24 protein-coding genes and 1 tRNA gene are annotated in these 26,486 nt (G+C 66.8%); 15 read left to right on the top strand and 10 right to left on the bottom strand.

Annotated elements, in window-relative coordinates; translation table 11 throughout:
- Positions 1-582: 582 nt before the first annotated feature.
- From IP89_RS18760 to IP89_RS18750, 3 genes are all read left to right on the top strand, one after another.
- Complete coding sequence (locus IP89_RS18760) at positions 583-1,788, top strand: acetyl-CoA C-acetyltransferase (protein ID WP_043311196.1); 1,206 nt, start codon at positions 583-585, stop codon at positions 1,786-1,788.
- Between the two features lie 16 nt (positions 1,789-1,804).
- Positions 1,805-3,949, top strand: coding sequence for a 3-hydroxyacyl-CoA dehydrogenase NAD-binding domain-containing protein (locus IP89_RS18755; RefSeq protein ID WP_043311195.1), 2,145 nt, complete (start codon positions 1,805-1,807; stop codon positions 3,947-3,949).
- 121 nt (positions 3,950-4,070) lie between these two features.
- On the top strand, positions 4,071-4,826 hold the full coding sequence (locus IP89_RS18750) for an ABC transporter substrate-binding protein (RefSeq protein WP_177326904.1): 756 nt from the start codon (positions 4,071-4,073) through the stop codon (positions 4,824-4,826).
- A gap of 4 nt (positions 4,827-4,830) precedes the next feature.
- On the opposite strand, the gene ptrC is transcribed toward IP89_RS18750, so the two are convergent.
- Both ptrC and IP89_RS23420 read right to left on the bottom strand, forming a co-directional pair.
- Positions 4,831-5,040: a type III secretion system co-regulatory protein PtrC gene (gene ptrC / locus IP89_RS18745; RefSeq protein ID WP_177326903.1), complete on the bottom strand. Its 210-nt coding sequence runs from the start codon at positions 5,038-5,040 to the stop codon at positions 4,831-4,833.
- A 129-nt stretch (positions 5,041-5,169) separates the two neighbouring features.
- A complete protein-coding gene (locus IP89_RS23420; RefSeq protein WP_156115082.1) occupies positions 5,170-5,331 on the bottom strand; it encodes a hypothetical protein in 162 nt (53 codons plus the stop codon).
- A gap of 48 nt (positions 5,332-5,379) precedes the next feature.
- On the opposite strand from IP89_RS23420, the gene IP89_RS18740 reads away from it, so the two are divergent.
- Together IP89_RS18740 and IP89_RS18735 are read left to right on the top strand one after the other, a co-directional pair.
- Complete coding sequence (locus IP89_RS18740) at positions 5,380-6,108, top strand: amidotransferase (RefSeq protein ID WP_043311193.1); 729 nt, start codon at positions 5,380-5,382, stop codon at positions 6,106-6,108.
- A gap of 78 nt (positions 6,109-6,186) precedes the next feature.
- The gene (locus tag IP89_RS18735; protein ID WP_043311192.1) at positions 6,187-7,257 is read left to right on the top strand and encodes a sensor domain-containing diguanylate cyclase; all 1,071 of its coding nucleotides are present in this window, start codon (positions 6,187-6,189) and stop codon (positions 7,255-7,257) included.
- On the opposite strand, the gene IP89_RS18730 is transcribed toward IP89_RS18735, so the two are convergent.
- The 3 genes from IP89_RS18730 to IP89_RS18720 form a co-directional block, all read right to left on the bottom strand.
- Complete coding sequence (locus IP89_RS18730) at positions 7,254-8,228, bottom strand: magnesium and cobalt transport protein CorA (protein ID WP_043311191.1); 975 nt, start codon at positions 8,226-8,228, stop codon at positions 7,254-7,256. The two genes, IP89_RS18735 and IP89_RS18730, sit on opposite strands and share 4 nt — an antisense overlap.
- A gap of 100 nt (positions 8,229-8,328) precedes the next feature.
- Positions 8,329-9,060 (bottom strand): 1-acyl-sn-glycerol-3-phosphate acyltransferase, encoded by a 732-nt coding sequence (locus tag IP89_RS18725; RefSeq protein WP_043311190.1) that lies wholly within the window; start codon positions 9,058-9,060, stop codon positions 8,329-8,331.
- A gap of 171 nt (positions 9,061-9,231) precedes the next feature.
- On the bottom strand, positions 9,232-9,921 hold the full coding sequence (locus IP89_RS18720) for a crotonase/enoyl-CoA hydratase family protein (protein ID WP_043311189.1): 690 nt from the start codon (positions 9,919-9,921) through the stop codon (positions 9,232-9,234).
- A 189-nt stretch (positions 9,922-10,110) separates the two neighbouring features.
- Between IP89_RS18720 and IP89_RS18715 the strand changes: the two genes are divergently transcribed.
- Complete coding sequence (locus tag IP89_RS18715; RefSeq protein WP_043311188.1) at positions 10,111-10,305, top strand: hypothetical protein; 195 nt, start codon at positions 10,111-10,113, stop codon at positions 10,303-10,305.
- A gap of 92 nt (positions 10,306-10,397) precedes the next feature.
- Positions 10,398-10,487: transfer RNA gene (locus tag IP89_RS18710), tRNA-Ser, on the top strand.
- 112 nt (positions 10,488-10,599) lie between these two features.
- Here the strand turns inward: IP89_RS18710 and IP89_RS18705 are convergent.
- Positions 10,600-11,808: an NAD(P)/FAD-dependent oxidoreductase gene (locus IP89_RS18705; protein ID WP_043311186.1), complete on the bottom strand. Its 1,209-nt coding sequence runs from the start codon at positions 11,806-11,808 to the stop codon at positions 10,600-10,602.
- Between the two features lie 126 nt (positions 11,809-11,934).
- On the opposite strand from IP89_RS18705, the gene IP89_RS18700 reads away from it, so the two are divergent.
- Positions 11,935-13,449: a PLP-dependent aminotransferase family protein gene (locus IP89_RS18700; RefSeq protein WP_043311185.1), complete on the top strand. Its 1,515-nt coding sequence runs from the start codon at positions 11,935-11,937 to the stop codon at positions 13,447-13,449.
- Between the two features lie 132 nt (positions 13,450-13,581).
- The gene (locus tag IP89_RS18695) at positions 13,582-14,061 is read left to right on the top strand and encodes a carboxymuconolactone decarboxylase family protein (RefSeq protein ID WP_043311254.1); all 480 of its coding nucleotides are present in this window, start codon (positions 13,582-13,584) and stop codon (positions 14,059-14,061) included.
- Positions 14,062-14,067: 6 nt separating this feature from the next.
- On the opposite strand, the gene IP89_RS18690 is transcribed toward IP89_RS18695, so the two are convergent.
- The gene (locus tag IP89_RS18690) at positions 14,068-15,492 is read right to left on the bottom strand and encodes a PLP-dependent aminotransferase family protein (RefSeq protein ID WP_043311184.1); all 1,425 of its coding nucleotides are present in this window, start codon (positions 15,490-15,492) and stop codon (positions 14,068-14,070) included.
- A 64-nt stretch (positions 15,493-15,556) separates the two neighbouring features.
- Here IP89_RS18690 and IP89_RS18685 point away from each other — a divergent pair, with 64 nt between their 5' ends.
- Together IP89_RS18685 and IP89_RS18680 are read left to right on the top strand one after the other, a co-directional pair.
- Positions 15,557-16,039, top strand: a complete 483-nt coding sequence (locus IP89_RS18685) for a GNAT family N-acetyltransferase (RefSeq protein ID WP_052081135.1) — start codon at positions 15,557-15,559, stop codon at positions 16,037-16,039.
- A gap of 33 nt (positions 16,040-16,072) precedes the next feature.
- Positions 16,073-16,705: an FMN-dependent NADH-azoreductase gene (locus IP89_RS18680; protein WP_081963310.1), complete on the top strand. Its 633-nt coding sequence runs from the start codon at positions 16,073-16,075 to the stop codon at positions 16,703-16,705.
- A gap of 156 nt (positions 16,706-16,861) precedes the next feature.
- Here the strand turns inward: IP89_RS18680 and IP89_RS18675 are convergent, their stop codons facing one another.
- Positions 16,862-17,746: a LysR family transcriptional regulator gene (locus IP89_RS18675; RefSeq protein ID WP_043311183.1), complete on the bottom strand. Its 885-nt coding sequence runs from the start codon at positions 17,744-17,746 to the stop codon at positions 16,862-16,864.
- A 99-nt stretch (positions 17,747-17,845) separates the two neighbouring features.
- Between IP89_RS18675 and IP89_RS18670 the strand changes: the two genes are divergently transcribed.
- Entirely contained in the window at positions 17,846-18,865 is a 1,020-nt protein-coding gene (locus tag IP89_RS18670) for a DMT family transporter (protein WP_081963309.1), read from the top strand.
- Here IP89_RS18670 and IP89_RS18665 read toward each other — a convergent pair.
- On the bottom strand, positions 18,862-19,896 hold the full coding sequence (locus tag IP89_RS18665; protein WP_043311182.1) for an AraC family transcriptional regulator: 1,035 nt from the start codon (positions 19,894-19,896) through the stop codon (positions 18,862-18,864). The genes IP89_RS18670 and IP89_RS18665 overlap by 4 nt on opposite strands.
- A gap of 2 nt (positions 19,897-19,898) precedes the next feature.
- Positions 19,899-20,813: a GGDEF domain-containing protein gene (locus IP89_RS18660; RefSeq protein WP_043311181.1), complete on the bottom strand. Its 915-nt coding sequence runs from the start codon at positions 20,811-20,813 to the stop codon at positions 19,899-19,901.
- A 329-nt stretch (positions 20,814-21,142) separates the two neighbouring features.
- On the opposite strand from IP89_RS18660, the gene IP89_RS18655 reads away from it, so the two are divergent.
- The 3 genes from IP89_RS18655 to tolQ all read left to right on the top strand — a co-directional run bounded on the left by IP89_RS18655 (position 21,143) and on the right by tolQ (position 26,480).
- Entirely contained in the window at positions 21,143-23,665 is a 2,523-nt protein-coding gene (locus IP89_RS18655) for a TonB-dependent receptor (protein ID WP_043311179.1), read from the top strand.
- Between the two features lie 64 nt (positions 23,666-23,729).
- On the top strand, positions 23,730-25,646 hold the full coding sequence (locus tag IP89_RS18650) for a phytase (protein WP_043311178.1): 1,917 nt from the start codon (positions 23,730-23,732) through the stop codon (positions 25,644-25,646).
- Between the two features lie 126 nt (positions 25,647-25,772).
- Positions 25,773-26,480 carry a protein TolQ gene (tolQ, locus tag IP89_RS18645; RefSeq protein ID WP_043311176.1) on the top strand — a complete coding sequence of 236 codons (708 nt, stop codon included), beginning with the start codon at positions 25,773-25,775 and terminating at the stop codon, positions 26,478-26,480.
- The last annotated feature ends 6 nt before the right edge of the window (positions 26,481-26,486 follow it).

Below are 26,486 nucleotides of genomic sequence, written 5' to 3'. Positions count from 1 at the left end.
AGTCTTGGTTGGGGGTATCTTGGGGAGGGGTTGTTCCGTGGCCCGAGCGCTACGGCATCGGGCCACGGCTAGTTAGGGATGATCAACCGACCAGACGAGGCACGTTGGGCAGGATCAGGATGACGGTGGTGGCTAGGACGATGAGGCTCGCCTGCCGGTATTTGACGTGTTTGAACATAGTTCTACTGCCTTTGTTCTTGTTGGTGCTTCGGCCAGTGCCCGCGAGTAAAGATCGGCGGGCGGGGCGTCACACCGTGGCGCAGATAAAAAAGCCGTCCCGGCAGAACCCGGCGACGGCACCTTGCATGAGTAACTCTAGGGGCCGCGTCACACCTGGCTTAGATGACTTGGTTTCTAGCCAGGCAATGGAAAATCCCTGTGGTTATTGCCGCATGCCGGGATTCGCCTCTCGGCCCTTGAGCCAGACACGCCGCGGCCTGCGCGGGAGGCAGTGGTGCAAAACAGACCGCTCGTCTGAGCCCAATGGTCAACGGGCCTGAGCGCATCGGTCATTGAGTCCGCGGGGCGGGGAATTAAGGTAAGGCGACCCGGCATCCGCCGCTGCCATGTACCGAGGACGTCATGACCGAAGCATATATTTTCGACGCCGTGCGCACGCCGCGCGGCAAGGGCAAGAAGGACGGCGCGCTGCACAGCGTCAAGCCAGTCAATCTGGTGGCCGGCCTGCTGCGTGCGCTGCAGGAGCGCAACGCGCTGGATACCCGTCAGGTCGACGATATCGTGCTCGGCTGCGTGACCCCGGTGGGCGACCAGGGCGCCGACATCGCCAAGACCGCGCCGATGGTGGCGGACTGGGACGTCAGCGTCTCCGGCGTGCAGCTCAACCGTTTCTGCGCCTCGGGCCTGGAAGCGGTGAACATGGGCGCGATGAAGGTGCGTTCCGGCTTCGAGGACCTGGTGGTGGTCGGCGGCGTGGAATCCATGTCGCGCGTGCCGATGGGCTCCGACGGCGGCGCCTGGGTGATGGACCCGGAAACCAACATCCACACCAGCTTCGTGCCGCAGGGCATCGGCGCCGACCTGATCGCTACCCTGGAAGGCTTCAGCCGTAGCGATGTGGACGCCTTCGCCCTGCGCTCGCAGCAGAAGGCCGCGCGCGCCAGCGCCGATGGCTCGTTCAACAAATCGCTGATTCCGGTGACCGACCAGAACGGCATCGTCATCCTCGACCACGACGAATTTATTCGCGGTGACAGCACCGTCGAGGGCCTGGGCAAGCTCAAGCCGAGCTTCGAGATGATGGGCCAGATGGGCTTCGACTCCACCGCGCTGCGCGTGTACAGCCACGTCGAGCGCATCGAGCACGTACACACCCCGGGCAACAGCTCGGGCATCGTCGACGGCGCCGCACTGATGCTGATCGGCAGCCCGGCCAAGGGCAAGGAGCTGGGCCTCAAGCCGCGTGCGCGGATCGTCGCCACCGCCGTGACCAGCACCGACCCGACCATCATGCTTACCGGTCCGGCGCCGGCCACCCGCAAGGCCCTGGCCAAGGCTGGGCTCTCGGTGGAAGACATCGATCTGTTCGAGGTCAACGAAGCCTTCGCTTCGGTAGTGATGAAGTTCATGAAGGACATGGGCGTGAGCGAGGACAAGGTCAACGTCAACGGCGGCTCCATCGCCATGGGCCACCCGCTGGGCGCCACTGGCTGCGCCATCCTCGGCACCCTGCTCGACGAGCTGGAGAAGCGCGACCTGCGCTACGGCCTGGCCACGCTCTGCGTGGGCGGCGGCATGGGCATCGCGACGATCATCGAAAGAGTTTGAGGCGGAGATAAGAAAAATGACTGACGCCATCCGTTACGAAAAGGGCCAGGACAATATCGTCGTCCTGACCATCGACATGCCCGGCCAGAGCGCCAATACCATGAACGCGGTGTACCGCGAGGCCATGGGCGCCACCGTGGCCCGCCTGGAAGCCGAGAAGGACTCCATCGCCGGCGTGATCGTCACCTCGGCGAAGAAGACCTTCTTCGCCGGCGGCGACCTCAACGAGCTGATCAAGGTCACCAAGGCCGACGCCAAGTCGTTCTACGACATGATCCTCAACATCAAGGGCCAGCTGCGCCGCCTGGAGACCCTGGGCAAGCCGGTGGTAGCTGCGATCAACGGCGCCGCGCTGGGTGGCGGCTGGGAAATCTGCCTGGCCTGCCACCACCGCATCGCCCTGAACAGCTCCAGCGTGCAGCTGGGCCTGCCGGAAGTGACCCTCGGCCTGCTGCCGGGCGGTGGCGGCGTGGTGCGCATGGTGCGCATCCTCGGCCTGGAAAAAGCCCTGCCGTACCTGGCCGAAGGCAAGAAGGTTCGCCCGGACGCCGCGCTCAAGGCCGGCCTGATCCACGATATCGCCGCGACTCCGGACGAGATGCTGGCCAAGGCCCGCGCCTGGATCGCCGCCAACCCGACTGCCGCGCAGCCGTGGGATGTGAAGGGCTACAAGATCCCCGGCGGCACGCCGAGCACTCCGGCCGTGGCGCAGATGCTGGCCATCGCGCCGAGCGTGCTGCGTGACAAGACCAAGGGCTGCTTCCCGGCGCCGGAGAAGATCATGTGCGCCGCCGTCGAGGGCGCGCAGGTCGACTTCGACACCGCGCAGATCATCGAGGCGCGCTACTTCACCGAGCTGACCACCGGCCAGGTGGCGAAGAACATGATCGGCACCTTCTGGTTCCAGCTGAACGAGATCAACGCCGGCAGCTCGCGCCCGCAGGGCATTCCGCAGTACGTGACGAAGAAGGTCGGCGTGCTCGGCGCCGGCATGATGGGGGCCGGCATCGCCTATGTGTCGGCTGCTGCCGGCATAGAGGTGGTGCTGAAGGACGTATCCATCGAGGCGGCGGAGAAGGGCAAGGCTTACTCGGCCAAGCTGCTCGACAAGAAGGTCAGTCGTGGCCACATGACCGCTGACAAGCGCGACGCCTTCCTCGCGCGGATCAAGCCGACCGCCAGCGATGCCGACCTTGAAGGCTGCGACCTGATCATCGAAGCGGTGTTCGAAGATCGCGGTCTGAAGGCCAAGGTCAACGCTGCCGCCGAGGCCGCCGCGCTGCCGGAGGCGGTGATCGCTTCCAACACCTCGACCCTGCCGATCACCGGCCTGGCCACTGCGGTGCAGAAGCAGGACAAGTTCATCGGCCTGCACTTCTTCAGCCCAGTCGACAAGATGCCACTGGTGGAGATCATCCGTGGCGAGAAGACCAGCGACGAGACGCTGGCGCGTGGCTTCGACTATGTGCTGCAGATCAAGAAGACCCCGATCGTGGTCGAGGACAGCCGCGGCTTCTTCACCTCGCGGGTGTTCGGCACCTTCACCAACGAAGGCATTGCCATGCTCGGCGAAGGCGTGAGCGCGGCGATGATCGAGAACGAGGCGCGCAAGGCCGGCATGCCGGTGGGCCCGCTGGCGATCAGTGACGAGGTGTCGATGAGCCTGATGGAGCACATTCGCCAGCAGACCATCAAGGACCTGGCCGCCGAGGGCAAGAGCATTCCGCAGCACCCGGCGTTCAACGTCATCGAGCTGATGCTCAAGGAGTACAAGCGTCCGGGCAAGGCGGCCGGCGGTGGCTTCTACGAATACCCCGAAGGTGGCAAGAAGCGCCTGTGGCCGGAGCTCAAGGTGCACTTCGAGAAGGCCGATGCGCAGATATCCCAGGAGGACGTGCGTGACCGCATCCTGTTTATCCAGGCGATTGAAACGGTGAGATGCGTGGAAGAGGGCGTGCTGAAGTCGGTGGCCGACGCCAACATCGGTTCGATCTTCGGCATCGGTTTCGCTGCCTGGACCGGCGGGGCGCTGCAGTTCATCAACCAGTACGGAGTGAAGGACTTCGTCGCTCGTGCCCAGTACCTGGCCGAGCAGTACGGCGAGCGCTTCCTGCCGCCGGCCCTGCTGCTGGAGAAAGCGGCCAGCGGCAAAGGCTTCTGATCGCCACCCGTAGCAAGCGAACCGGCCCCAGTGGCCGGTTTTGCTTTTCATGGGCTTTCTGTCAGTCTTGCCGACAGCGCATCGGGGGAGTTGCTGGCGCGTGAGCACGCATTCGGGGTGGGTGGGATTTCTTCTGGCGACCGGTCTGTCGCTGGCGTCGGCCATGGCCGGTGCCGGGCAGGCATTGAATGTCTATGTCGGGCAGGGGCAGATGCCGTTCGCCGACGACAATCCGCGTGACCGCGGCGTGTTCGGCGACCTGATGGACGAGCTGTGCCGGCGCATGCACCGCGAGTGCATCTACCGCAGCGTGCCGTGGAAACGCGTGCAGCTGGAGGTGGCGAACGATCCGCACGGCATCGTGCTCAACCTGGGGCGCACCGCCGAGCGTGAGCAGGGCTTCGTCTGGCTGCTCGACGTGCTCAACACCTCCTACATGCTGGTCAGCCCGCGCCAGCGTTTCGATAGCCTGAAAGATGCGCTCGCCGCCGGCCCCGTGGTGGTGATGGGCGGCACGCCGCGCGCGCAAGAAGCGCTGGCGCTGAAGCAGGAAGGGCAGACGGTGGTGGAAGTGACGGACCCGGAGCAGGCCGCGCGCATGCTGTATGGCGGGCGGGTACTGGCCTGGTACGAAATCGATCTGCGCACCCACTATCTCTGGCGGCGCCTGAACTATCCGGCCGGCTCGTTGCTGGAAGGGCGGCCCGTGGGGGTGTCGCGCAGCTTTATCGCCGGCAGCCCGCGGCTGGCGGATGCGCAGGGCGTGCAGCTGGAAATGCGCCAGGCCTTCGCGGCCATGCGCCAGGACGGTAGCTGGCAGCGCATTCTCGCCCGGCACCTGGGCGATGAGGTGGCGGCGCGTCTGCTCGCGCAGTGACCGCTCAGGCGGCCTGGCACCAGCCGTTCTGCATGCAGACCACCGAGTGGATGGCCAGCTTCTCGCTCTGCCGGGTTGGCATGCGCAGGGTCAGCAGGCTGCCATCGTCCATGTGCACGGCGGCTTCGGATTCGAAGTTCAGACCCGAATCGCTGAGGCTGACGTAGGTCACGCCATAGGTGTTGGTGCTGCTGAAGGCTTCGGTGATGGTCACGGCTGATCCTCCTGAGGGGGCGCCGCCAGGGTTACTGGCGGGCGTTGGCCGGTTGCGAGGGTTGATTGGCGGCCGGAGCGCTGTGGAAGGCGGAGGCGGCGATCAGGCTGGCGAGGGCGGCGAAACTGCTCATGGTGGTTCTCCTTGCTGGTTGGGTGTGGCTGCATCTTTGCCGAGCCGCTTGCCGCGCAGAAGTGAATGCGCGGCATGATAGGTATCGAAACCGCTGATGATTGCCGGATATCGCGCAAGGCCTTGTGGCTGTTGCGTTTCGGTGTCGCTTCGATGCACGCTAAACACCTCTTCTTTCACCCCCGGCTGTTTCAGGTAGTCCGCTCCATGTCTCTGCGTATCTGCATTCTGGAAACCGATGTACTCCGCCCCGAACTCGTCGACCAATATCAGGGTTACGGCCGCATGTTCGAACGCCTGTTCGCCCAGCAACCGCTGGCGGCCAGCTTCGAAGTCTTCAACGTGGTGCAGGGCCATTACCCGGCGGCTGGTGAGCGCTATGACGCTTACCTGGTGACCGGCAGCAAGGCCGACTCGTTTGGCAGCGATCCGTGGATTCAGCCCCTCAAGAGCTTCCTGCTCGAGCGTTACGAGAACGGCGACAAGCTGCTCGGCATCTGCTTCGGCCACCAGCTGCTGGCTCTGCTGCTCGGCGGCCGCGCCGAACGCGCTCATCAGGGCTGGGGCGTAGGCATCCACCACTACGAGATGAAGCAGCAACCGCAGTGGATGACCCCGGCGCTGGATCAGCTGACCCTGCTGATCAGCCACCAGGACCAGGTCACTGCGCTGCCGGAGAAGGCCACCCTGCTGGCCTCCAGCGAGTTCTGCCCGGTAGCGGCCTACTGCATCGAAGATCAGGTGCTGTGCTTCCAGGGCCATCCGGAATTCGTCCACGACTATTCCCGTGCACTGCTCGACATCCGCCAGCAGTGCATTGGCGAGCCGGTCTACAGCAATGCTGTCGCCAGCCTCGCCCACTCGCACCAGGGCACCACGGTGGCCGAGTGGATGATGCGTTTCGTCGCGCAGGGCAAGGGTGCCCAGCCCGTCTGATCTGGGGTAACCCGTTCCCGTCCATGCAGTCTGGCGCCGGCCGTTCTAGGAAGTACGCGGCGCCATAGCGGAGAAACGATGCACAGTGATACCCCGGTACAGCCTGCTGCACAGCGGGCCTGGACCAGCGAGCGCTACCAGCAGGGCATGCGCCATCTGCTGCACGTGGTGCAGGAACTGTCGCTGGCGCGTGATCTACCCAGCGTGCAGGACATCGTGCGCCGCGCCGCGCGGCGCCTGACCGGCTGCGACGGTGCCACGTTCGTGCTGCGCGATGGTGATCTTTGCCACTACGCCGACGAGGACGCCGTGGCGCCGCTGTGGAAGGGCAAGCGCTTCCCGCTGGAGACCTGCATCAGCGGCTGGACCATGCTCAACAGCGAGCCGGCGGTGATCCCCGACATCTACGCCGACCCGCGCATTCCGCATGAGGCCTACCGACCGACCTTCGTGCAGAGCCTGGTGATGGTGCCGATCCGCACCCGCGACCCCATCGGCGCCATCGGCAACTACTGGGCCGATCATCACCAGCCCTGCGCCGAGGAGGTGCAGTTGCTGCAGGCCTTGGCCGACTCCACCTCGGTGGCCATCGAGAGTGTGCAGCTGTATCAGAGCCTGGAGCTGAAGGTGCAGGAGCGCACCCGCGAGCTGCAGCAGGCCTACGACCGCATCCATCGGCTGTCGATGACCGACGAACTGACCGAGCTGCACAACCGTCGCGGCTTCTACCTGCTGGCCGACCAGGCGCTGCGCCATGCGGCCCGCTATGGCGGCGGCTACACCCTAATGCTGATGGACCTGGATGGCCTCAAGCAGGTCAACGACCAGGCCGGCCATGAGGCCGGCGATGCCCTGCTGCGCTGCGCCGCGGACGTGCTACGCCAGGTGCTGCGTGATGCCGACGTGGCGGCGCGCATGGGCGGCGACGAGTTCTGCGTGCTGGCCCCGGGCCTGGCTGGCGATAGCCTGCGCGAGCGCCTGCGCCAGGCCGTGGCGGCCTGCAACGAGGACGGTCAGCTGTTCCCGCTGGCCGCCAGCATCGGCATCGTTGAGGTCGAAGACTGCAACGGCGTGACCCTCGACGGCGTACTGGCGCTGGCCGACGAGCGCATGTACGCCGACAAGCGCGAGCGCCGCAGCGTCCGCTAGAGCCAGCCCATCCGCTTGAAGTTGGCGAACAGCCCGGCGCAGCCCAGGCCGATCACGCCCAGCACGCCGAAGTAGCCGTAGTGCCAGGTCAGCTCCGGCATGTTCTGGAAGTTCATCCCATAGATGCCCGCCACCGCCGTAGGGAAGGCCAGGATCGCCGCCCAGGCGGCGAACTTGCGCTGGGTCAGGCTCTGCCGCGACGACTCCAGCAGCAGGCCGATCTCGATCGCGTGGTCGGCCATCTCGCGCAGCCCGGTGAGATCCTCCAGCAGGCGGTTGACGTGGATGGTGATGTCGCGGAAGTACGGGCGCATATGCTTGTCGATGAAAGGGAAGTCGAGCTGCTGCAGCTCCTGACAGATCTCCGACAGCGGCGCCACCTGGCGACGCAGGCGCAGCAGGTCGCGGCGCAGGCTGTGGATGCGCTCGACGTCGGCCTGGGTCAGCGGGCGGGCGAGCACGGTCTGCTCGATGTCTTCCAGCTCGGTGTGCACGCAGTCCAGCAGCGGCCGGTAGTTCTCGATGACGAAGGCGAGCAGGGCGTAGAGCACGAAGTCCTCGCCGTGCTCCAGCAGCAGCGGCCGTGCTTCGCAACGCTGGCGCACGGTGGAGTAGGGCGCGGAATCGCCGTAGCGAGCGCTGATCACGTAGCCCTTGCCGGCGAACAGCTGGGTCTCGACGAACTCCAGGCGGTCATCGGCGCGGCGGATCGGCGAATACACCACCATGAACAGGGCGTCGCCAAAGGTCTCCAGCTTGGGCCGGGTGTGCTGGGCGAGGGCATCTTCCAGTGCCAGCTCGTGCAGGCCGAACTGCTGCTGCAGGATGCTGAATTCCGGGGCGGCCGGGTCGCGCAGTCCGATCCAGACGAAATGCTCGGGCTGCGAGGCCCACTCATGGCCCTGGTTGAGGGCGATATCGGCGACTTTCTTGCCTTTGTGGTAAGCGGCGGCGGCAACGACCTGACCCATGGGCTGTCCTCTGCATGGCGATGCCGCAGCTTAACCCAGGACCGTGTGCCAGGTAGAAAAAGGCCCGGACTATGCCGGGCCTTCTGGGTTACTGCTTGGCTTAGGCGGGAGCCTTGGCCGTCACCGCGTGGTCGAGCTGCTCGATGCATTCGCGCATCGCCTGCTGGCAGCGCTCCATCAGTTGCGGCAGGTCATCTAGGGTCAGGCCCAGGGTAGGGATGGCCGGCAGCGAGCGGATCATCACCTTGCCGCTGCTCCAGCTGTTGATCTTGAGGCGCCCGGCGTAGGTGCTGACGCATACCGGGATGATCGGCACGCCGGCGGCGATGGCCATCTGGAAAGCGCCTTTCTTGAACGGCAGCAGCCCCTTGCCCAGGTTGCGCGTGCCTTCCGGGAAGACCCAGATGGAGGTGTCGCGCTGCTGCAGGGTTTCGGTGGTTTTCAGCATGGCCTGCTTGGCCTTGCGGCCGTTGCCACGGTCGATCAGTACGTTGCCCGCCAGCCAGTAGAGCTGGCCGAAGAAGGGCACCCACTTCAGGCTCTTCTTGCCGATGCTCACGGTACGCGGCGGCACCACGCGTCCGAGCACATAGAGGTCGTAGTTGGACTGGTGGTTGGCCACCACCACGCAGGGGCGATCCTGGCCGAACAGGCTGCTCACCTCTGTCTTGACTCGCAGGCGCAGCATGCACAGGGCTGGCAGGGAATACAGGCGCGCGCACAGGCGGCTGTTGTCCGGGTTGAACGGCCGGCACAGGCCGAGCAGCAGGCCGAGCACACCGGCAATGAGGAAATGCAGGCCCATCAACAACATGCGCGCGAGGAAAAGCATCGGTAAGCCTTCAGGCAGACAAAAAGGCGCGCAGTGTACGGGCGTGCACTGCTGCCGGCAATTGATCCCGATCAGAGGTTATTTCAATGCATTTCCGCGCCTGATCGGCGGTCTTCCCCGCAAACAACAAGCCCGGCACTGGGCCGGGCTTGTTGTGTCGCATGCGAGCTGTCAGCCGAGGTGCTGCTGGTCCAGTTCGATGGCCTTGTCCAGGGTCTCCAGCAGGGCCTTGCGCACTTTCAGCTTGGTGTTCTTGTGCGCGGTCATGTTGATCTTCTTCAGCTGCTGGGCGGCAGCAACGGCGGTGGCTTGCAGCTGCTCGGCCGGCACAACCTTGTCGAGGAAACCGGCATCCACGGCGCCGACCGGATCGAAGATCTCGCCATTGATTACCGAGCGGTGGAAGGCGGCCTTGCGCAGGCGGTCACGCGCCAGCTCGATACCGGCGTGGTGCATGGTCATGCCGATCTGTACTTCGTTCAGGCCGATGTTGAACGGGCCTTCGACGCCGATGCGGTAGTCGGCGGAGAGCAGGATGAAGGCGCCTTTGGCGATGGCGTGGCCCGGGCAGGCAACGATGATCGGGTAGGGGTGGGCCAGCATGCGGCGGGCCAGGGTGGAGCCGGCGGTGACCAGGGCCACGGCATTCTGTGGGCTGGAGGTCATCACCTTGAGATCGTAGCCGCCGGAGAGGATGCCCGGCTGGCCGGTGATGATCACCACGGCGCGATCCTGCACGGCCTGGTCCAGGGCTGCATTGAAGGCGGCGATCACGTCCGGGGAGATGGCATTCACCTTGCCGTTGTTGAGGGTCAGGGTGGCGATACCGTCTTCGAGTTGGTAGCTGATCAGGTCGCTCATGGCGGAAATCCTAGTCCAGGTTGCGGGAAGTGGCGCTGACGTTACCCAGCACAGGGCCATGGGTAAAGCGCTTTGGCTGACCGGAGGGTCATCCGCCCGTCGGTGACAGGCTATCGGTGCCATCGGCATCGCCAATTGGCTGCTATACCGAGCAGTGACTTAGGTTGGTCGCGAACCTGAGGAGTCCCCATGTCGCGTTTCATTCCTTATCTATTACCACTGGTGCTGCTCGGCCTGACGCTGCTGGCAACCAGCCCCTACAGCCACAGCCAGGCCGGCGTGCTGCAGCTGTTCCTGTTCAGCCTGTTCGTCTCGCTCGGCTTCCTGCTGTTCGGCGGCCAGCACTTCGAAGGCACCGAGGCGAAACCCCGCCGCTCTGCATAAGCGCATGAATCGACTGAAAAAAAATTTGCATTCGGAGAACCGTGCGGCTACATTAGCGCGCCTCGACGGACCAGACTGGTTCGGCGAGATCCGGTGAAGTGTCCGAGCGGTTGAAGGAGCACGCCTGGAAAGTGTGTATACGGGAAACCGTATCGAGGGTTCGAATCCCTCCTTCACCGCCAGATCGAAATACAAAAGCCCCGAAAGCAGAAATGCTCTCGGGGCTTTTGCGTTTTGTGCTTCTAAAAACACAAAAGCCCGGATCAAGTCCGGGCTTTTGTTAGGTGTAAAGGCTTAGGCCACTACAGGAATCAGCGGGTCGGCGGCGGCCAGGGCGATATCGCGGTTGGCGGCTGGTGGGTAGATCCACTGGGTGTTGATCTGGGTTTTCAGTTCCTTGCCTTCTGTGCGGGTGAGCACCACTTTGCGTTCCCAGCCTTCGGTGAATACGGCGCCCCAGGCGCCCAGGTCGAGGCAGGTTACGTATTTGTGCTGACTGTAGGGGATCGGGGCGACGCCCAGCAGATCGGCTGCGGCGTTGTTGCCGGCCGAGCGGCCCAAGGCGATGGCGTGTTGGCAGGTCATCAGCGCGTAGTTGCCCAGGTCGTCGGTGGCGGCGTAGGCGGTGTCGCCGGTGGCGAAGATGTTTTCCTGGCCGAGGACCTTGAGGTTGCGGTCGACGTGCAGGCGGCCCATGCGGTCGCGTTCGCCGGCGACTTGCTCGGTTAGTGGCGAGGCCTTCACGCCCACGGCCCAGACTACGGTCTTGGCGTCGATGCGTTCGCCGTTGGCGAGCACTACGCCATCGGCGTCCACCGCCTGTACGGCCGAGCCCAGGCGCCAGGTCACCCCCAACTCATCGCTGGCTTGGGCCACGACTTCGGCGATGGCCTGGCCCATGGCGGCGCCGACATTGGAGCCGGAGTCGACCACCACCACGTTCACGTTGGCTTGCTCGCCCAGCACTTCACGCAGGCGCGCCGGCATTTCGGTCGCCGTCTCGATGCCGGTGAAGCCGCCGCCGACCACTACCACGGTGTTGCGGGCAGGGCTGTCGGGCAGGGCGCTGAGGCCTTTCAGATGGTCGTCGAGCTGCAGGGCGGACTCGTAGCTGTCGACGTCGAAGGTGAAGCGCTCGAGGCCGGGAACCACGGCGGGGCGGGCCACCTGGCTGCCGGCAGCGAGGATCAGACGGTCGAAGCCCAGTACCTGCTGCGCGCCGTGGGCATCACGGTAGCGCACGCACTTGCCGTCGGCGTCGATGGCGGTGGCGCTGCCCTGGATGAAGTTGACGCCGACGGCGTCGAACAGCTCGGCGAGCGGGGCGACGGTGGTGGAGATGTCGCTTTCGTAGAAGCGCGGACGAACGCGCAGCTCGGCTTGCGGAGCGAGCACGGTGACGGCGACGTCGAGGCGTTGGTGCTGGTCCAGCAGGCGCACGGCGCTGAGGGCACTCCAGAGGCCGCCGAAGCCGGCGCCGATGATCAGGATCTGTTGTTTCATGGCTCACTCCGAATCGAGAAAAGGAACTGTGGTTGGTTTCGAACGACGGGGGAGAGTTTGCGCCGCAGATGGATCATGGTATTGATCCAATAGTGTCGTAATGCATTAGTCCACTTTGGTGCTGTCATGCCTCCGGAAAAACGCTCCTCCCTGGTCGTCTCGTCCCTGCCGCTCGGTGCTCCGGCGCCGGGTGTGAGCCTGCAGGCCTGGCTGTACCAGAGCCTGCGCGAGGCAGTGCTCGGCGGGCGCCTGCCGGCCGGGGCCAAGCTGCCCAGCACGCGCGCACTGGCCGAGCACTACAGCATGGCCCGCGGCACGGTGCAGGCGGCGTATCAGCAGCTGTTGTCCGAGGGCTATCTGCAGTCGCGGGTTGGCAGTGGTACCCACGTCAGCGAGGTGCTGCCGGACACCACGCTGCATGCCGGTTATGTGCGGCGCAAGGTGGTGCCCAATGTCGAGCCGCTGCGCGAGCCGCCGGCCACGCCCTGGGTGGAGCGCCTGAGCGCGATCCGCCCGGTGTTCGGCCGGCGCGCGGTGACGCCGGGTAGCCGGCCGTTCTTTCCCCATCGCGGCGACGTCAGCGCCTTTCCCGTCGACCTGTGGCGCAAGTTGCATATCCAGCAGCTGCGTTCCTCACGCCTGCCGAGCCTGCTGGATTCCGACCCGTCCGGCCTGCCGGCGCTGCGCGAAGCCATCGCCGGCTACCTGGCCATCGCTCGCGGCGTGCAGGTCTCGGCCGAGCGCATCCTGGTGCTGAGCAGCGTGCAGCAGGGCCTCGACCTGTGCCTGCGCCTGCTGGTGCCGGAGGGCGAGCAGGTCTGGCTGGAGGACCCGGCCTATCCGGGCGCACGGCAGCTGATGCAGGTGGCCGGCTGCAGCTGGGTCAACGTGCCGGTGGACGAGCATGGCCTGCAGGTAGAGGAGGGCATTCGCCTGGCACCCAAGGCGCGCCTGGCCTATGTCACGCCGTCTCGGCAGATGCCGCTGGGTGGCGAGATGTCACCGGCGCGGCGCCTGGAGTTGTTGCGCTGGGCCACGCAGAGCGGCGCCTACATAGTCGAGGACGACTACGACAGCGAGTACCGCTTCATCGCCAAGCCGATCCCGGCGTTGCGCTCGCTGCCGGCGGCGGACAGCTCGGTGATCCTCGCCGGCACTTTCAGCAAGCTGATGTTCCCATCCATTCGCCTGGCCTACCTGGTGCTGCCGCCGCAGCTGGTGGACAGCTTCACCCGCGCCCTGGCGCTGATGGCGCGGCACGCCAACAGCCTCAGCCAGGAGGTGATGACCGCCTTTATCGAGGAGGGTCACTTCGACCGCCACGTGCGGCGCATGCGCAAGCTCTACGCCTCGAGGGCCGACGCCCTGGCCGAGGCCGCGCATCGTCACTGGCGCGGGCTGATCGACGTGCCGCCGATTCGCGCCGGCCTGGATATCGCCTGCCGCCTGCACGTGGATAACGAGGCGGCGGCTTACACGGCGCTGCTTGAGCAGGGCGTGGATGCGCTGCCGCTCAGCGCCTATTGCCATGCGCCGCGCCCGCCGGGGCTGGTGATCGGCTTCGCGCCCTACGAGGAGAAGGCGATCTTCGAGTCGGCACAGGTGGTACAGCGGGTCCTGGAAGGACTGCCTCGCAGCTGAGGCCATGGCCCAGTCGAAAGAGCCGCTCTTGGCACTGGGTGAGCGGGCCATGTTTGCCTAGAGTGATTGCACCTCGGCAGCCGCCGCGCCACCTCGCGGCAGGCTGCGCCCATCCAGCAGGAGATCACGACCATGAGCCAGCGCCTCGACTACTTCAAACTCTCGCCGCAGATTTCCGGCAAGTACGTGGAGTTCAACAACCTGCTGGGGCAGAAGCCGCACCTGGCCGAGATCGCCCACCTGGTCACCCTGCGCGCCTCGCAGATCAACGGCTGCGCCTTCTGCGTGGACATGCACGTGAAGGAGGCGAAGATCGCCGGCGAGCGCGAGCTGCGCCTGCATCATGTCGCGGTGTGGCGCGAGTCGCAGTTGTTCTCGCCACGCGAACGGGCCGCTCTGGAGTGGACCGAGGCGCTGACCTCGCTGTCGCCACGCGGGGTGTCCGATGACATCTATGCGGCGGTACGCGAGCAGTGGAGTGAGGCCGAGCTGTCCGACCTTTCGTTCCTGGTCGTCGCCATCAATGGCTGGAACCGCCTCAACGTCGCGTTCCAGGCCGCGCCCGGCTCTTTCGACAAGCTGTTCGGCCTGGACAAGGCCAACCTCAGCTGAGGCCTCTCACAGGGCCTGGCGAATCAGCTCGCCGAGGCGCTGCGCCTGCTCCGGCGAGGTGCAGTTGGTGAAACTCAGCAGCAGCGCCGAATCGCGGCGTGATGAGGCCCACCAGCGCGACAGCGGCTGCACCGCCAGGCCGTGGGCCAACAGGTGTTCGGCCAGAGGCTGATCGCTGGCCTCGCCGGGCAGACGCAGAACCAGATTCATGCCGCCCGGCGCCTGTTCCACTTGCAGACTGCCCGCCAGGCCGCGCTCCAGCGCGGCGATGGTGCTGCTGCGGCGCTCGCCGTACAGGCGGCGCATGCGCTGGATATGCCGGGTGAAGTGCCCTTCGGCGATGAAGTCAGCGACCAGCGCCTGGGTCATGCCCGGCATGGCGGCGGCGAACAGCGCCCGGCCGACCTGCTCGAAGCGCACCACCTGGGCCTGCGGCACCACCAGGTAGGCCAGACGAATGCCGGGAAACAGCACCTTGCTGAAGGTGCCGGCGTAGAACACCCGGCCGTGGCGATCCAGGCTGGCCAGCGCCGGTAGTGGGCGGCTGGCGTAGCGGTACTCGCCGTCGTAGTCGTCTTCCATCACCCATGCATCGTTGTGGCTGGCCCATTCCAGCAAGGCCTGCCGGCGCGGTAGCGACAGGGTCATGGACAGCGGGCTCTGGTGCGCCGGAGTGACTACCGCCAGCCGCGCATCCTTGGCCAGGGCGATGCCGCGATCCACCCGCAGGCCCTGTTCATCCACCTCGACCGGCACCGGCTCCAGGCCGAACTGGCGCAGGATCTGCCGCGCAGGCGGGTAGCCCGGGTCTTCCACCCAGGCGCGCTGGCCGGCGCTGAGCACGGCATGGGCGACGAACGCCAGGCTGGCGCGCCAGCCGCTGGTGATGAATACCTGGTGGGCGCCGCAGTCGATGCCGCGCGAGACCTGCAGGTAGGAGGCGATGGCGCTGCGCAGGGCGGGCAGACCGTGGGTCGGTGGGTAGTCCATGTCGGCCGGTCGCAGGCCGCGCAGGTAGCGCGCACCGAGGCGTGCCCAGATCTTGCGCGGGAAGGCGTCCAGCGCCGGCACGCCCATCTGGAACGGCAGCAGCTGCGGCGGGCGCCACAGGCTATCCGGTGCATCCTCGCCGGAGTCGGCCTCGCTGGGCGGAGGCGCTACGGGCGTGGCGGGCGCGTGCAGTTGTGGATTGACCACGGTGCCGGCCTGGCCGCGCGCCAGCAGGTAGCCCTCGCTGGTCAGCAGCGAATAGGCCAGCTCGATGGTGCCACGGGCCACGCCCAGCTCCTTGGCCAGCGCGCGGGCCGAGGGCAGGCGATCACCAGGCCCTAGACTGCCGGCGGCGATGGCGCCGCGCACGCGCTCGTAGAGCTGGCGGTAGAGCGGGGTGCTGTCCTGTTCGGCGAGCGGGGCGAAGCGGAAGTCGGTCATGGCCTAGTCAAAATGCATTTTCTTGGATCAATCGATTATGGCATCGGCGGTCTAGGATGGTGCCATGACCTACTCATCACACCATCCCCTGCCCAGCGTGCTGGACCTTGCCGACCCGGCGCTGCGCCCGCTCGACGGCCCCGGCGACCTGCGCGCCGCCTACCCGGTGATGCGTGAGCTGCGCCCGCACCTGGCCGGCGAGGGCGAGTTCGTCGCGGCGGTCGAGCATATGCGTGGCGAGGGCTATCGCCTGGTCGGCGCCTTCGACGGCGCCACGCTGGTGGCCCTGGCCGGCTACCGTCTGCAGCACAACTTCGTCTACGGGCGCTTTCTCTACGTCGATGACCTGATCACCGCCGAGACTCAGCGCGGCGGCCAGTGGGGCGCGCGCCTGCTGCGTGCGCTGGAGCGGGTCGCCCGCGCCGAGGGTTGTGCGCGCCTGGTGCTGGATACCGCGCTGGGCAATGCCCTGGCGCAGCGCTTCTATTTCCGCGAAGGCCTGCTGACCGGCGCGCTGCGCTTCCAGAAACTGCTCGATACTCCTTGAACCCCAGATTTTCAGCTCCCAGGAAACCTCGTCATGACCACATCCGCTAACCGCCCCCTGCGTGTGCTGCGCCTGATCGGCAGCCCGCGCAGCCACGAGTCCGAGAGCTTGCGCCTGTCGCAACAGGTGCTCGAAGGCCTGGCGCTGCAGGCCGGCGGCCGCGCCATCGAGCTGACCGATCTGGACCTGAACACGCTGCCGCATGTCGATAGCGACTACGCCATGGCGCTGGCCTCGCCGGTGGACCTGCCCGATCCGGGGCCTGCGCAACTGCGCTCGCACCAGCTGATCCGCCAACTCGACGAGGCGGACGTGCTGCTGATCGCCACGCCGATGCACAACTACACCGTGCCTTCGGCGCTCAAGGTGTGGATCGACCATATCGTGCGGGTGCGCGTGACCTTCACGCCGACGCCGCAGGGCAAGGTCGGCGTGCTGAGCGACCGCCCGGTGTACGTGGCCATCTCTTCGGGCGGGCTGATCAGCGGCGAGCAGGCGCGCCAGCCGGACTTCCTGCGCCCTTATCTGCAGGTGGCGCTGGCCACGGTCGGCCTGCAGGCGCTGCAGTTCTTCACCGTCGAAGGCACCGCGCGTGGCGAGGCGGCGCTGGCCGAGGCTCGCGCGCTGGGCGAGGCGGCGGTACGGGCCTTCTTCATCGCGGGCTAAAACGCCCCCAACTTCCGCCGCGCTCCAGGGTCACTGCTTCGGGTGTGATCCATAAAAAGGGGCGAAGCAATGCTGATTACTCTCGTGGCGGTGCTGTTCTTCTCGATCGTCGGCTGGTTGTGTCTGGATGCCATCGGCTCCTGAGACAGGCCAGCGCTAGCGGCTGGAGAGGAAAGTCACCAGCTGCCGTGCATGGGACGACAGCGCCTCCCAGCTGTGGATGCAGAGGCGCAGCTCGCGGCTGGCCCAGGTATCCGTCAGCGGCACCAGGCTGACCGGCAGCTCCAGCGCCAGGCGCGAGGCGGCGGCCTCCGGCAGCAGGGCGATGCCGACACGCTGCGCCACCAACTGAGCGATGGCGTCGAAGCTCGGCGCGCGCACTCGCACCTGTAGCGGCATGGCGTACTTGGTCGCCATCTCCTCGGTGAAGCGCTGCATGGCGCGCTCCGCCGGCAGGCAGACGAAGGGATAGCCGAGGGCGTCGCGCAGTTGGGTGACCTGGCGGTTGGCCAGCGGATGGTCGCGCGGCACCAGCATCACCAGCTTGTCGTCGCGAAACGGCAGCGACAGCAGGCCGCCGGTGGGCAGGTTGCCGTCGTACACGCCGATCTCGCAGTCGCCGGATTGCACGGCGCGCAGCACCTCCACGCTCTTCTGTTCGATCAGCTGCAGGTCCACCTCCGGGTAGTCGGCCAGGAAGGGGCCGAGCGTGGCCGGCAGGAAGGTGCTATTGGCCACCGTGGTGGCGGACAGGCGCAGGGTGATGCGGCGCTGGCCGCTGAGCTCCTTCAGTGCTTCCTTCAACTGTTCCGCCTCATTGAGCACGCTGCGCGCGCGCTCCAGCACCAGGCGCCCGGCCGGGGTCGGGCTCATGCCGCCGGCGGTGCGGGTGAACAGGGCGAGGCCACAGCGCTCCTCGAACAGGCGCAGGCGGGTGCTAGCAGCGGACACGGCCACCGGAATGCTCGCTGCGGCCTTGCTCAGGCTGCCGCTGCTGGCGATGGCGGCCAGCAGGCGCAGGTCGGCCAGGTCGAAGTGCATGAGATTTCTCCTTTGGCGAAGGCTTCCTTCGGAAAAATGCGATTCTAGCCAATCACTATTCGTCTCAGAATAAAGCCTTTGCTGCCGTTGCGGACTGCCATGAACACCTCCCTGTACCAGCGTTGCCTCGCCGATGGCCGCCTGTTCGCCGTGATGTCGGCGGCCGGTTTCAGCCTCAAGGCCATCTTCGTCAAGCTCGCCTACGCCGCCGGGCCGGTGGATGCGGTGAGCCTGCTGGCCATGCGCATGGTCCTGGCGCTGCCGCTGTTCCTCTGGCTGCTGTGGCTCAGCCGCGCCCAGAGCGGCGCGCCGATGGGCGTGTCCGGCGTGTTGCGCGTGCTGGTGCTGGGCATGCTCGGCTACTACCTCTCCAGCCTGTTCGACTTCTACGGCCTGGAATACATCAGCGCCGGGCTGGAGCGGCTGATCCTGTTCACCTATCCGACCCTGGTCCTGTTGCTGCAGGCGGTGGCCCTGCGCGAGCGGCCGAGCCGGCGCACGCTGCTGGCCATGGGCATCTGCTACCTCGGCCTGGGTATCGCCTTCGTCCACGACATCGGCGTGGCCGAGGTCGGCGACCAGGTCCTGCTGGGCGCCGCCTGGGTATTCGCCAGCGCGGTGACCTATGCGCTGTACTACTTCGGCACCGGGGTGCTGGTGCAGCGCATCGGCTCCATGCGCCTGGCCGGGCTGGCCGGCACGGCCTCATCGTTCATGGTGCTGGCGCACTTCGCGGTGAGTGGCGGCTCGTTCGCGCAACTGACCAGCCTGCCGAGCGAGATCTGGCTGTACGCCGCGCTGATGGCGCTGTGCTCCACCGTGCTGCCGATCTACTGGATGGCCCTGGCCGTGCAGCGTCTGGGGCCGACGCAGACCGCGGCCATCGGCAACCTCGGCCCGGTGCTGACCATCTTCGCCTCCTGGGCGCTGCTCAGCGAAGCCATCTCGGTCTACCAGTTGGCGGGCCTGGCGCTGGTGATGTTCGGCATCTCGCGGCTCAAGCCGGCGGCCGCCAAGGTTGCACCGAGCGAGGAGAAGAGAGGCTGCCGGCTGCCGTTCGGCAACCTGCTGGCGCCCATGCTCAACCGTTCGGCGAGGCGCGAGCGGCGCAGCGACTAGCCGCCGAGCAGCTGGCGCAAGGCGCTGGGGGCCAGGCCCGTCCAGCGCTTGAACGAGCGGCGGAAGTTGGTGGCGTCGTGGAAGCGCAGGTGGCTGGCCACTTCGTCGTTGCTGTAGCCCTTGATCTGGTAGAGGTACAGCGCCACCAGCAGGCGCACGCGGTCGTGCTGTTCCTGGTAGCTGGTGCCGTGCCTGTGCAGCTTGCGCTTGAGGGTGGTCGGGCTCATCCCCAGCGCGGCCGCAGCGTGTTCCAGGTTGGGTGCCTGGCGCACGTTGCGCAGCAGCCAGCGCTGCAGGGTATCAAGCAGGCTGGCGCGGGTGCCGTGCAGCTCAAGCTGCTGGCGCGCCTGCTGGCAGGCCACCTGGGCGGTGCTTTGCACGGTCTGCGGCCAGGCACGGGTCAGGTGCTCGCGTGGCAGGCGCAGCAGGTCGCAGGGCTGGTCGAAGCGCAGGTTCTCGCCGAGGTGCACCCAGTACTGTTCGATATGCCTGGGCTGGGCGTGGCGGAAGTGGAACTGCCAGGGTAGCGCCTCGCCGCTCAGACGCCGACTCATGGCCACCACCGCGGTCATCTGCGCCTCCAGCAGGAAGCGCTGCTGCGCACCGGCGCCGCAGCTGTCCAGCCAGTATAAATAGGCGTGCTGCTCGTCTAGCAGCAGGCGCGGGCTGAGCAGCGGCGAGAGCAGGGCGCGCAGCTCGCCGAGCAGTTCCAGAGCCTGCTGCAGGTTGTTGGCCAGCGCCAGGGCTTGGCTGGCGGCGCCGTGGTGGCCGGGTAGCAGGCGCTGGCCGAACAGGAAGCTGGTGTCGTCGGCGTCGAGCAGGCGCTGGGCGTTGTCGATCAGGCTGAGGAACTGCGTCGGGCTGATCCGCGTGTCGGCCTTGGGCACGTCTTCCAAGAAAAGCCCGGTGCCGCGCAGCAGGCGGTGGCTGTCGATACCGCGCGACAGGCACAGCTCGATCAGGCTGGCCGGCTGCTGGTGCGCGGCGATGCAGCGGCTGTCGTTCTCGTACCAGGGGCAGTGCAGCGTCATGGTCAGGCGCTCAGGGCCAGCGGTTGCTTGGCCTTGGCCAGCGCCAGGTTGAGGCGCTGCAGCAGGCTCTCGGCGCTCTCCTGCATGGCCATCACCTGGGCCACGCTGGCGCGCAGCTGGATGCGCTCGCCATGCTGGCGCGAGCGATGAGCCAGGTGGCGCACGGCCTCGGCCAGCTCCGTGGCTATCTGCGCCGCCACGGTTTCCCCGGTATTCGGCAGCAGGGCGACGAAGCGGTCGCCGGCCAGGCGGCACAGCAGGTCCTGCTGGCGCAGGTTGAGCAGCAGTAGTTGCGGCACGGCCTGCAGCACGCGGTCGCCCTCGGCATGGCCGTAGCGCTGGTTGATCGCGTCGAAACCATCCAGGTCGATCATCACCAGCGACAGCGGCTGCTGTTCGCGCACGCTCTCCTGTAGGCCCAGCTCCAGCTGGCGGCGCAGGTAGTCGGCGGCGCCCAGCGGGGTCAGCTTGTCGAACAGGCGGTGTTCGCGGAACAGCCGCTCGCGCTTCTCCATTTGCGCACTGATGGCGCGCTGTTCGAGGTGCCAGTGATACAGGCCGAGGGTCAGTAGCAGCAGGCCGATCGGCATCGGCACCGACTCCAGCCAGTGGTCCCAGGTGATGGCGTCGGGCATGGCGATGAACTCGTCCAGGCAGTCCACCCACCAGGAGAAGAACACCAGGCCCAGGCCCAGGGCCAGCAGGTTGGTGACCCGCCCGGCCGGGCGACTGTTGAGCAGAAAGCCGAGCCAGACCAGGCAGAGCAGGGCGGAGCCGCCTTCGCCGAGGATGTCCAGCCACACCCAGTAGGCCAGCGGCTTGATGTCGCCGGCGCCCATGTGCAGCAGCAGAGCGACGTTGGCGGCCAGCAACAGGGCGGCGAGTTTCAGGCGGTGCAGGCCGAGCAGCGAAGGCATGGTGGTTCCCCGAATGTGCGTTCGGGCGCCAGCAGAACAGAGGCAGATGACCGAATGGTTGCAGCGGGGGAGGTCGAATCGGCCCAGAGTGGCTGCCGGTTTTTTTGCAGATTCACCTTCTGCGCCCCTGGCCATCGGGGCCGAACGACTGCGAGGAGGTCATTGCGGACCGGCGTTCGGGGTCAAATCGGCCCAGAACGGCGGCGAAAATCCGGCAAAATCCCCGCTGCGCCAGGGCCTGTCACAGAAGCGTCACAGGCCGCTCCCAGCATGCCCTCCCAGATCGCCGGACTTGCCCCGGCGCAACGCTCATCTGGGGAGAGAGCAGCATGTACAAACGCCAACTCAACGCTCGCCGCGCCGGCTTCCGCATCAGCGTGCTGGCGCTGGCCATCGCCACCACGCCGCTGTGGGCGGCCGAAGACAATGCCACCGAGCACGTCGATGTAATCGGCCAGGCCGCCGCCGTCGACCAGGCGCTCAAGGAGCAGCGCCGCTCCGACAGCGTACAGAGCACCGTGCATGCCGATGGCGTGGCCCAGCTGCCCGACCAGAACGTTGCCGAAGCCACCCAGCGCCTGCCCGGTGTGAGCGTCGAGCGCGACCAGGGCGAAGGCCGCTTCGTCAGCGTGCGTGGCCTGGGCCCGGACCTCAACAGCGTCAGCGTCAACGGCACGCTGATCCCCTCGCCGGAGGCTGACCGCCGCGCGGTGGCCCTCGACGTGTTGCCGTCCGAGCTGGTGCAGTCGCTGTCGGTGGTCAAGACCCTGACCCCGGACATGGACGCCAACTCTCTCGGCGGCACCATCGAGGTGGAGAGCCTGTCGGCCTTCGACCACAAGGGCCTGTTCTATACCGGCAGCACCGAGGCCAGCTACGACGACAACACCGAGCAGACCAGCCCGAAATTCTCCGGCGCCATCAGTGACCGCTTCAGCCTGGGCGACGGCGTCGACAACTTCGGCGTGGCTGCGGCCTTCAGCTGGCAGCAGCGCGACTTCGGCTCGGACAACGTCGAGAGCGGCGGCGACTGGGACTTCGAGGACGGCGCTCGGCTGGAGAAATTCGAGCAGCGCGACTACGACATCCGCCGCGAGCGCAGCGGCCTGGGCCTTAACTTCGACTACCGCCCGGACGACTTCTCCAGCTACTACCTGCGCACCCTGTACAGCCGCTACAAGGATACTGAGACCCGCAACGCCGCCGGCGTCGAGTTCGCCGACGCGCAGCTGCCGGGCGAGAGCGGCGATGCCGAGGGCTGGCGCGAGCTGAAGGACCGCGAGGAAACCCAGGAAATTCAGTCCTACGTGTTCGGCGGCGAGCAGCTGATCGGCCAGTGGACCCTTGGCGGCCAGGTCGGCTACAGCCAGTCCAGCGAAGACACGCCGGGGCATATCGGCGGGGCGGTGTTCGAGGGCAACGACGACTTCGAGAACGTCGGTTTCTACGACACCGAGAAACCGCGCCTGAGCGTTGGCGACGCCTTCTACGACCCGGCCAACTTCACCCTCAACGAAGTGGAGTGGGCCGAGGAGAACACCGAGGACACCGAGAAGAACATCAAGCTCGACGCCGCCCGCGACTACGAGCTGGCCGGCTACGCGGCGCAGGTCAAGTTCGGCGGCAAGCTCAGCCGCCGCGACAAGGACAACGACACCGATATCTGGACTTACGAAGACCTCGACAACTTCTTCACCGACGAACAGCTGAGCATGGATCAGTTCAGCAAGGGCTCGGTCGACTACAACCTGGGTCGCTTCGGCCCGGGCCTGTCGGCGGACCGCATCGAGGCACTGCTCGGCGGCCTGGATCGCAGCGAGTTCTTCAACGAGGAGGAGTCGCGGGTCAACGACTACAAGATGAGCGAGGACATCAACGCCGCCTACCTGATGCACACGCTGGACATCGACGACCTGCGCATCATCGCCGGCGTGCGTTACGAGGGCACCGAGTTCGAGGCCAAGGGCACCGGCATCCGCGATGGCGTGTACGAGAGCATCGAGGCGAAGAACGACTACCACCACTGGCTGCCGGGCCTGCATGCGCGCTACCAGCTGGACAAGGACACCCAGGTGCGCGCCGCCATCACCAATAGCGTGGTGCGGCCGACCTTCGGCCAGCTGGCGCCGGGCTTCGTCATCGACGGCGACGAGGCCAGCTTCGGCAACCCGACGCTCGACCCGCTGGAGTCGCGCAACTTCGACCTCGGCATCGAGCACTACCTGGGCCGCGCCGGCGTGGTGTCCGCCTTCGTGTTCTACAAGGACATCGAGAACTTCGTCTACAACGCCGACCTCGCCGGCACCGGCGACTGGGTCGCCTTCTCCGAGGCCAACACCTTCGCCAACGGCGACAACGCCGAGCTGTGGGGCCTGGAACTGGCCTACTCACAGAAGTTCGACTGGCTGCCGGCGCCGTGGAATGGCCTGCTGCTGGGCGCCAACGCCACCTTCAGTCGCTCCGACGCCAGCATCAGCGGCTTCGACGCCGACAGCGGCAGCTACCTCGAGCGCGACATCGACCTGCCGTTCCAGTCCGACACCGTCGGCAACCTGATGCTCGGCTGGGAGAACGACAAGCTCAGCCTGCGCCTGTCGGCCAACTACAAGTCCGACTACCTCTACGAAGTCGCCGGCATCGACGACAAGCAGCACGACCTGCACGTGGACGACCAGGTGTTTGTCGACTTCAGCGCCGGCTACTTCCTGACCAAGGAACTGCAGCTCAAGTTCGAGGCGCAGAACATCACCGACGAGAGCTACTACGTCTACACCGGGCGCAGCTCCTACAACGCCCAGTACGAGGAATACGGCCCGACGTACAAGCTCGGCCTGACCTTCACCCACTTCTAAAAGACTCCACCGGCGCGCTCCCTCGCGGGGCGGGCGCGCCTGCGCACACGCTCAAGGAATACCCATGCACCCATCGTTCACCCTTTCCCTGTTGTTCGCCGGCCTGCTGTTGGCCGGTTGCGACCAGGTGCCATCGGCGGCTTCCGCCGCCACGCCGAGCCTGGCCCTCAGCCCCTGGGGCGCCTCCGGCCAGTTCAAGGCTGAGGACCTGCGCTTCGCCGGCGAACAGCGCCTGGCCGCCAGCGAGAAGCGCGGCCTGCTGCTGCTCGATGCCCAGGGCGCCGAGCTGGCGCGCCTGCCCGGCAACTTCAGCGGGCTGGATAGCCGCAACCTCGGTGAGCAACTGCTGGTCGCCAGCCTCGACGCAGCCAACCAGCGCCCGACCCTGGCGCTGCTCGACCCGGCCGCGCGCCAGTGGGGCCGTACTCTGGCCCTGCCGGCGCGCGACTATGCGGTGACCGGCCTGTGCCTGTACCGCGACGAGGCGGCCAACCTCTACCTGTTCCTGGTCGGCGAAGAAGGCCGTGGCGAGCAGTGGCTGGTCGGCGCCGGCAGCGAGTTGAATGCCGAGGCCCTGCGCGTGCGCGGCTTGCCGCTGCCGCCACAGGCCGAGTTCTGTCAGGTCGACGATGCCGCCAACCAGTTGTTGGTCAACGAGGAGAACGTCGGCCTGTGGGCCTACCCGGCGCACCCGGAGGCTGAGGCCAGCCGCGTGGCGGTGGACATGGTCAAGCCATTCGGCGGCCTGGAGCAGGGCGTCGGCGCCATGGCTACGGTGCCGGGCGGCGTGCTGGCGCTGGATGTCGGCGCCCGTCGCCTGCACCTGTACCAGCGCCAGGGTGAAGCCTGGCAGGCGGCCGGCAGCGTTGCGTTGGAGGGCTTGGAAGAGCCAGAACGCCTGGCCGTGCGTGAAGGTGCCGAAGGCCTCGAACTGCTGCTGCAGGACGACGGCAGCGGGCGCTTCTACGAAGGCGAACTGGCCTGGAAGCCGCAACCGGTGGCCGTGCCCGAGGCGCTGGTCAACGTCACGGCGCTGCGCCAGAGCGAGCCGGTCGGTCGCCACGGCGATGCCGCCGACGATCCGGCGATCTGGGTCGACCCGGCCAACCCGGCACGCTCGCGCGTGCTCGGTACCAACAAGAAGCAGGGCCTGCTGGTCTACGACCTAGACGGCAAGCTGCTGCAGGACCTGCCAGTAGGGCGCCTGAACAACGTCGACCTGCGCGCCAACTTCAGCCTCGGCGGCGAGCGCGTCGACCTGGCCGTGGCCAGCGATCGCGATCGCAACAGCATCGCCGTGTTCGCCATCGACCGCGCCAGCGGCGAGCTGCGCGTGGCCGGCGAGGTGCGCACGCCGCTCAAGGAAATCTACGGTATCTGCCTGTTCCAGCCGGCCAGCGGCGAGCTGTACGCCTTCGCCAACGGCAAGGACGGCAGCTTCCTGCAGTACCGCCTGAGCGACAGCGGCGGCGAAGTCAGCGGTGAGCTGGTACGGCGCTTCGCCGTGCCCAGCCAGCCCGAGGGCTGCGTGGCCGACGACCAGCGCCAGCGCCTGTTCCTCGGCGAGGAAGACACCGGCATCTGGGCGGTGGACGCCCGCGCCGATGGCCCCACCGAGCTGCATGAGGTGATGAAGGTCGGCGGCGCGCTGCACGCTGATGTCGAGGGCTTGGGCCTCTACCAGTCCGAGGCGCGCGACTACCTGGTGGTATCCAGCCAGGGCAACGACAGCTACCTGGTGCTCGACGCCGAGCCGCCATTCGCCTTGCGCGGCGCCTTCCGCGTCGGCGCCAACGGCGCCCTGGGCATCGACGGCGCCTCCGAGACCGACGGCCTGGAAGTCACCTCGGCCAACCTCGGCGGGCCATGGAGCCAAGGCATGTTGGTGGTGCAGGACGGCCGCAAGCGCATGCCCGAGACCACGCAGAACTTCAAGTTCGTGCCCTGGAGCGAAGTCGCCAAAGCCATCGGCCTGGAATAGCGCGCTGTCATCAGCCGGTAACCGTCACGTAATCGAATAGCACCATTCACCCTCTCCCCCTGGGAGAGGGCCGGGGTGAGGGATGTGCAGCGCACGACTCAGCCCGCCATGCAAAGGAGCCACACCATGCACGCCACCCTCGAACAGATGACCGTCTGGAGCCTGGTCAGCGACGCCAGCCTGCTGGTCAAACTGGTCATGCTGACCCTGCTCGCCGCCTCTCTGGCCAGTTGGTACCTGATCGTCCAGCGCAGCCTGCTGCTGGGCCGCAGCGAGCGCCTGGCGCGGGACTTCCTGCGCCGCTTCCGCGAGACCGGCGACCTCGCCACCCTGTACCGCGAAGGCGCCGAGCGCAGTGATGCGGACGCCGTGCTGGAGCAGCTGTTCCGCGCCGGCTACGGCGAATACGCGCAGCTGCGTCGTGACCCCGGTGTAGAGCGCGAGACGCTGATCGACGGCGTCGAACGCAGCCTGCTGGTGGCCATCTCCGAGCAGGAGGAGCGCCTGGAGAAGGGCCTGCCGCTGCTCGCCACCATCGGCTCGGTCAGCCCCTATATCGGCCTGTTTGGCACCGTGTGGGGGATCATGAATTCCTTCATCGGCCTGTCCCAGGTGCAGCAGGCGACGCTGTCCACCGTCGCGCCGGGCATCGCCGAGGCGCTGATCGCCACCGCCATCGGCCTGTTCGCGGCGATTCCTGCGGTGATCGCCTACAACCGCTTCTCTGCCCGCGTCGCCGCGCTGAGCACCCGCCTGTACGCCTTCGGCAACGAACTGCAGGGTCGCCTGCAACGGCGCCTGCCGGCTGCCACCGGCGTGGCCCAGGCAGCCTGAGGAGAG

It is taken from the genome of Pseudomonas sp. ML96, assembly GCF_000761545.1.
Taxonomy (GTDB): Bacteria; Pseudomonadota; Gammaproteobacteria; order Pseudomonadales; family Pseudomonadaceae; genus Aquipseudomonas.
The sequence above is the reverse complement of the archived record's forward strand: the minus strand, read 5'-3'. Positions and strand labels throughout refer to the sequence as shown.

Bases quoted from the DNA above. Each gene is read 5' to 3' on its own strand.
- IP89_RS18755 (WP_043311195.1), top strand. From the start codon at position 1,805: ATGACTGACGCCATCCGTTACGAAAAGGGCCAGGACAATATCGTCGTC.
- IP89_RS18730 (WP_043311191.1), bottom strand. From the start codon at position 8,228: ATGGGTCAGGTCGTTGCCGCCGCCGCTTACCACAAAGGCAAGAAAGTC.
- IP89_RS18655 (WP_043311179.1), top strand. From the start codon at position 21,143: ATGTACAAACGCCAACTCAACGCTCGCCGCGCCGGCTTCCGCATCAGC.
- IP89_RS18740 (WP_043311193.1), top strand. From the start codon at position 5,380: ATGTCTCTGCGTATCTGCATTCTGGAAACCGATGTACTCCGCCCCGAA.
- IP89_RS18670 (WP_081963309.1), top strand. From the start codon at position 17,846: ATGAACACCTCCCTGTACCAGCGTTGCCTCGCCGATGGCCGCCTGTTC.
- IP89_RS18690 (WP_043311184.1), bottom strand. From the start codon at position 15,492: ATGACCGACTTCCGCTTCGCCCCGCTCGCCGAACAGGACAGCACCCCG.
- IP89_RS18705 (WP_043311186.1), bottom strand. From the start codon at position 11,808: ATGAAACAACAGATCCTGATCATCGGCGCCGGCTTCGGCGGCCTCTGG.
- IP89_RS18680 (WP_081963310.1), top strand. From the start codon at position 16,073: ATGACCACATCCGCTAACCGCCCCCTGCGTGTGCTGCGCCTGATCGGC.
- IP89_RS18695 (WP_043311254.1), top strand. From the start codon at position 13,582: ATGAGCCAGCGCCTCGACTACTTCAAACTCTCGCCGCAGATTTCCGGC.
- IP89_RS18725 (WP_043311190.1), bottom strand. From the start codon at position 9,060: ATGCTTTTCCTCGCGCGCATGTTGTTGATGGGCCTGCATTTCCTCATT.
- IP89_RS18700 (WP_043311185.1), top strand. From the start codon at position 11,935: ATGCCTCCGGAAAAACGCTCCTCCCTGGTCGTCTCGTCCCTGCCGCTC.
- IP89_RS18675 (WP_043311183.1), bottom strand. From the start codon at position 17,746: ATGCACTTCGACCTGGCCGACCTGCGCCTGCTGGCCGCCATCGCCAGC.
- tolQ (WP_043311176.1), top strand. From the start codon at position 25,773: ATGCACGCCACCCTCGAACAGATGACCGTCTGGAGCCTGGTCAGCGAC.
- IP89_RS18660 (WP_043311181.1), bottom strand. From the start codon at position 20,813: ATGCCTTCGCTGCTCGGCCTGCACCGCCTGAAACTCGCCGCCCTGTTG.
- IP89_RS18650 (WP_043311178.1), top strand. From the start codon at position 23,730: ATGCACCCATCGTTCACCCTTTCCCTGTTGTTCGCCGGCCTGCTGTTG.
- IP89_RS18720 (WP_043311189.1), bottom strand. From the start codon at position 9,921: ATGAGCGACCTGATCAGCTACCAACTCGAAGACGGTATCGCCACCCTG.
- IP89_RS18685 (WP_052081135.1), top strand. From the start codon at position 15,557: ATGACCTACTCATCACACCATCCCCTGCCCAGCGTGCTGGACCTTGCC.
- IP89_RS18760 (WP_043311196.1), top strand. From the start codon at position 583: ATGACCGAAGCATATATTTTCGACGCCGTGCGCACGCCGCGCGGCAAG.
- IP89_RS18665 (WP_043311182.1), bottom strand. From the start codon at position 19,896: ATGACGCTGCACTGCCCCTGGTACGAGAACGACAGCCGCTGCATCGCC.
- IP89_RS18715 (WP_043311188.1), top strand. From the start codon at position 10,111: ATGTCGCGTTTCATTCCTTATCTATTACCACTGGTGCTGCTCGGCCTG.
- IP89_RS18735 (WP_043311192.1), top strand. From the start codon at position 6,187: ATGCACAGTGATACCCCGGTACAGCCTGCTGCACAGCGGGCCTGGACC.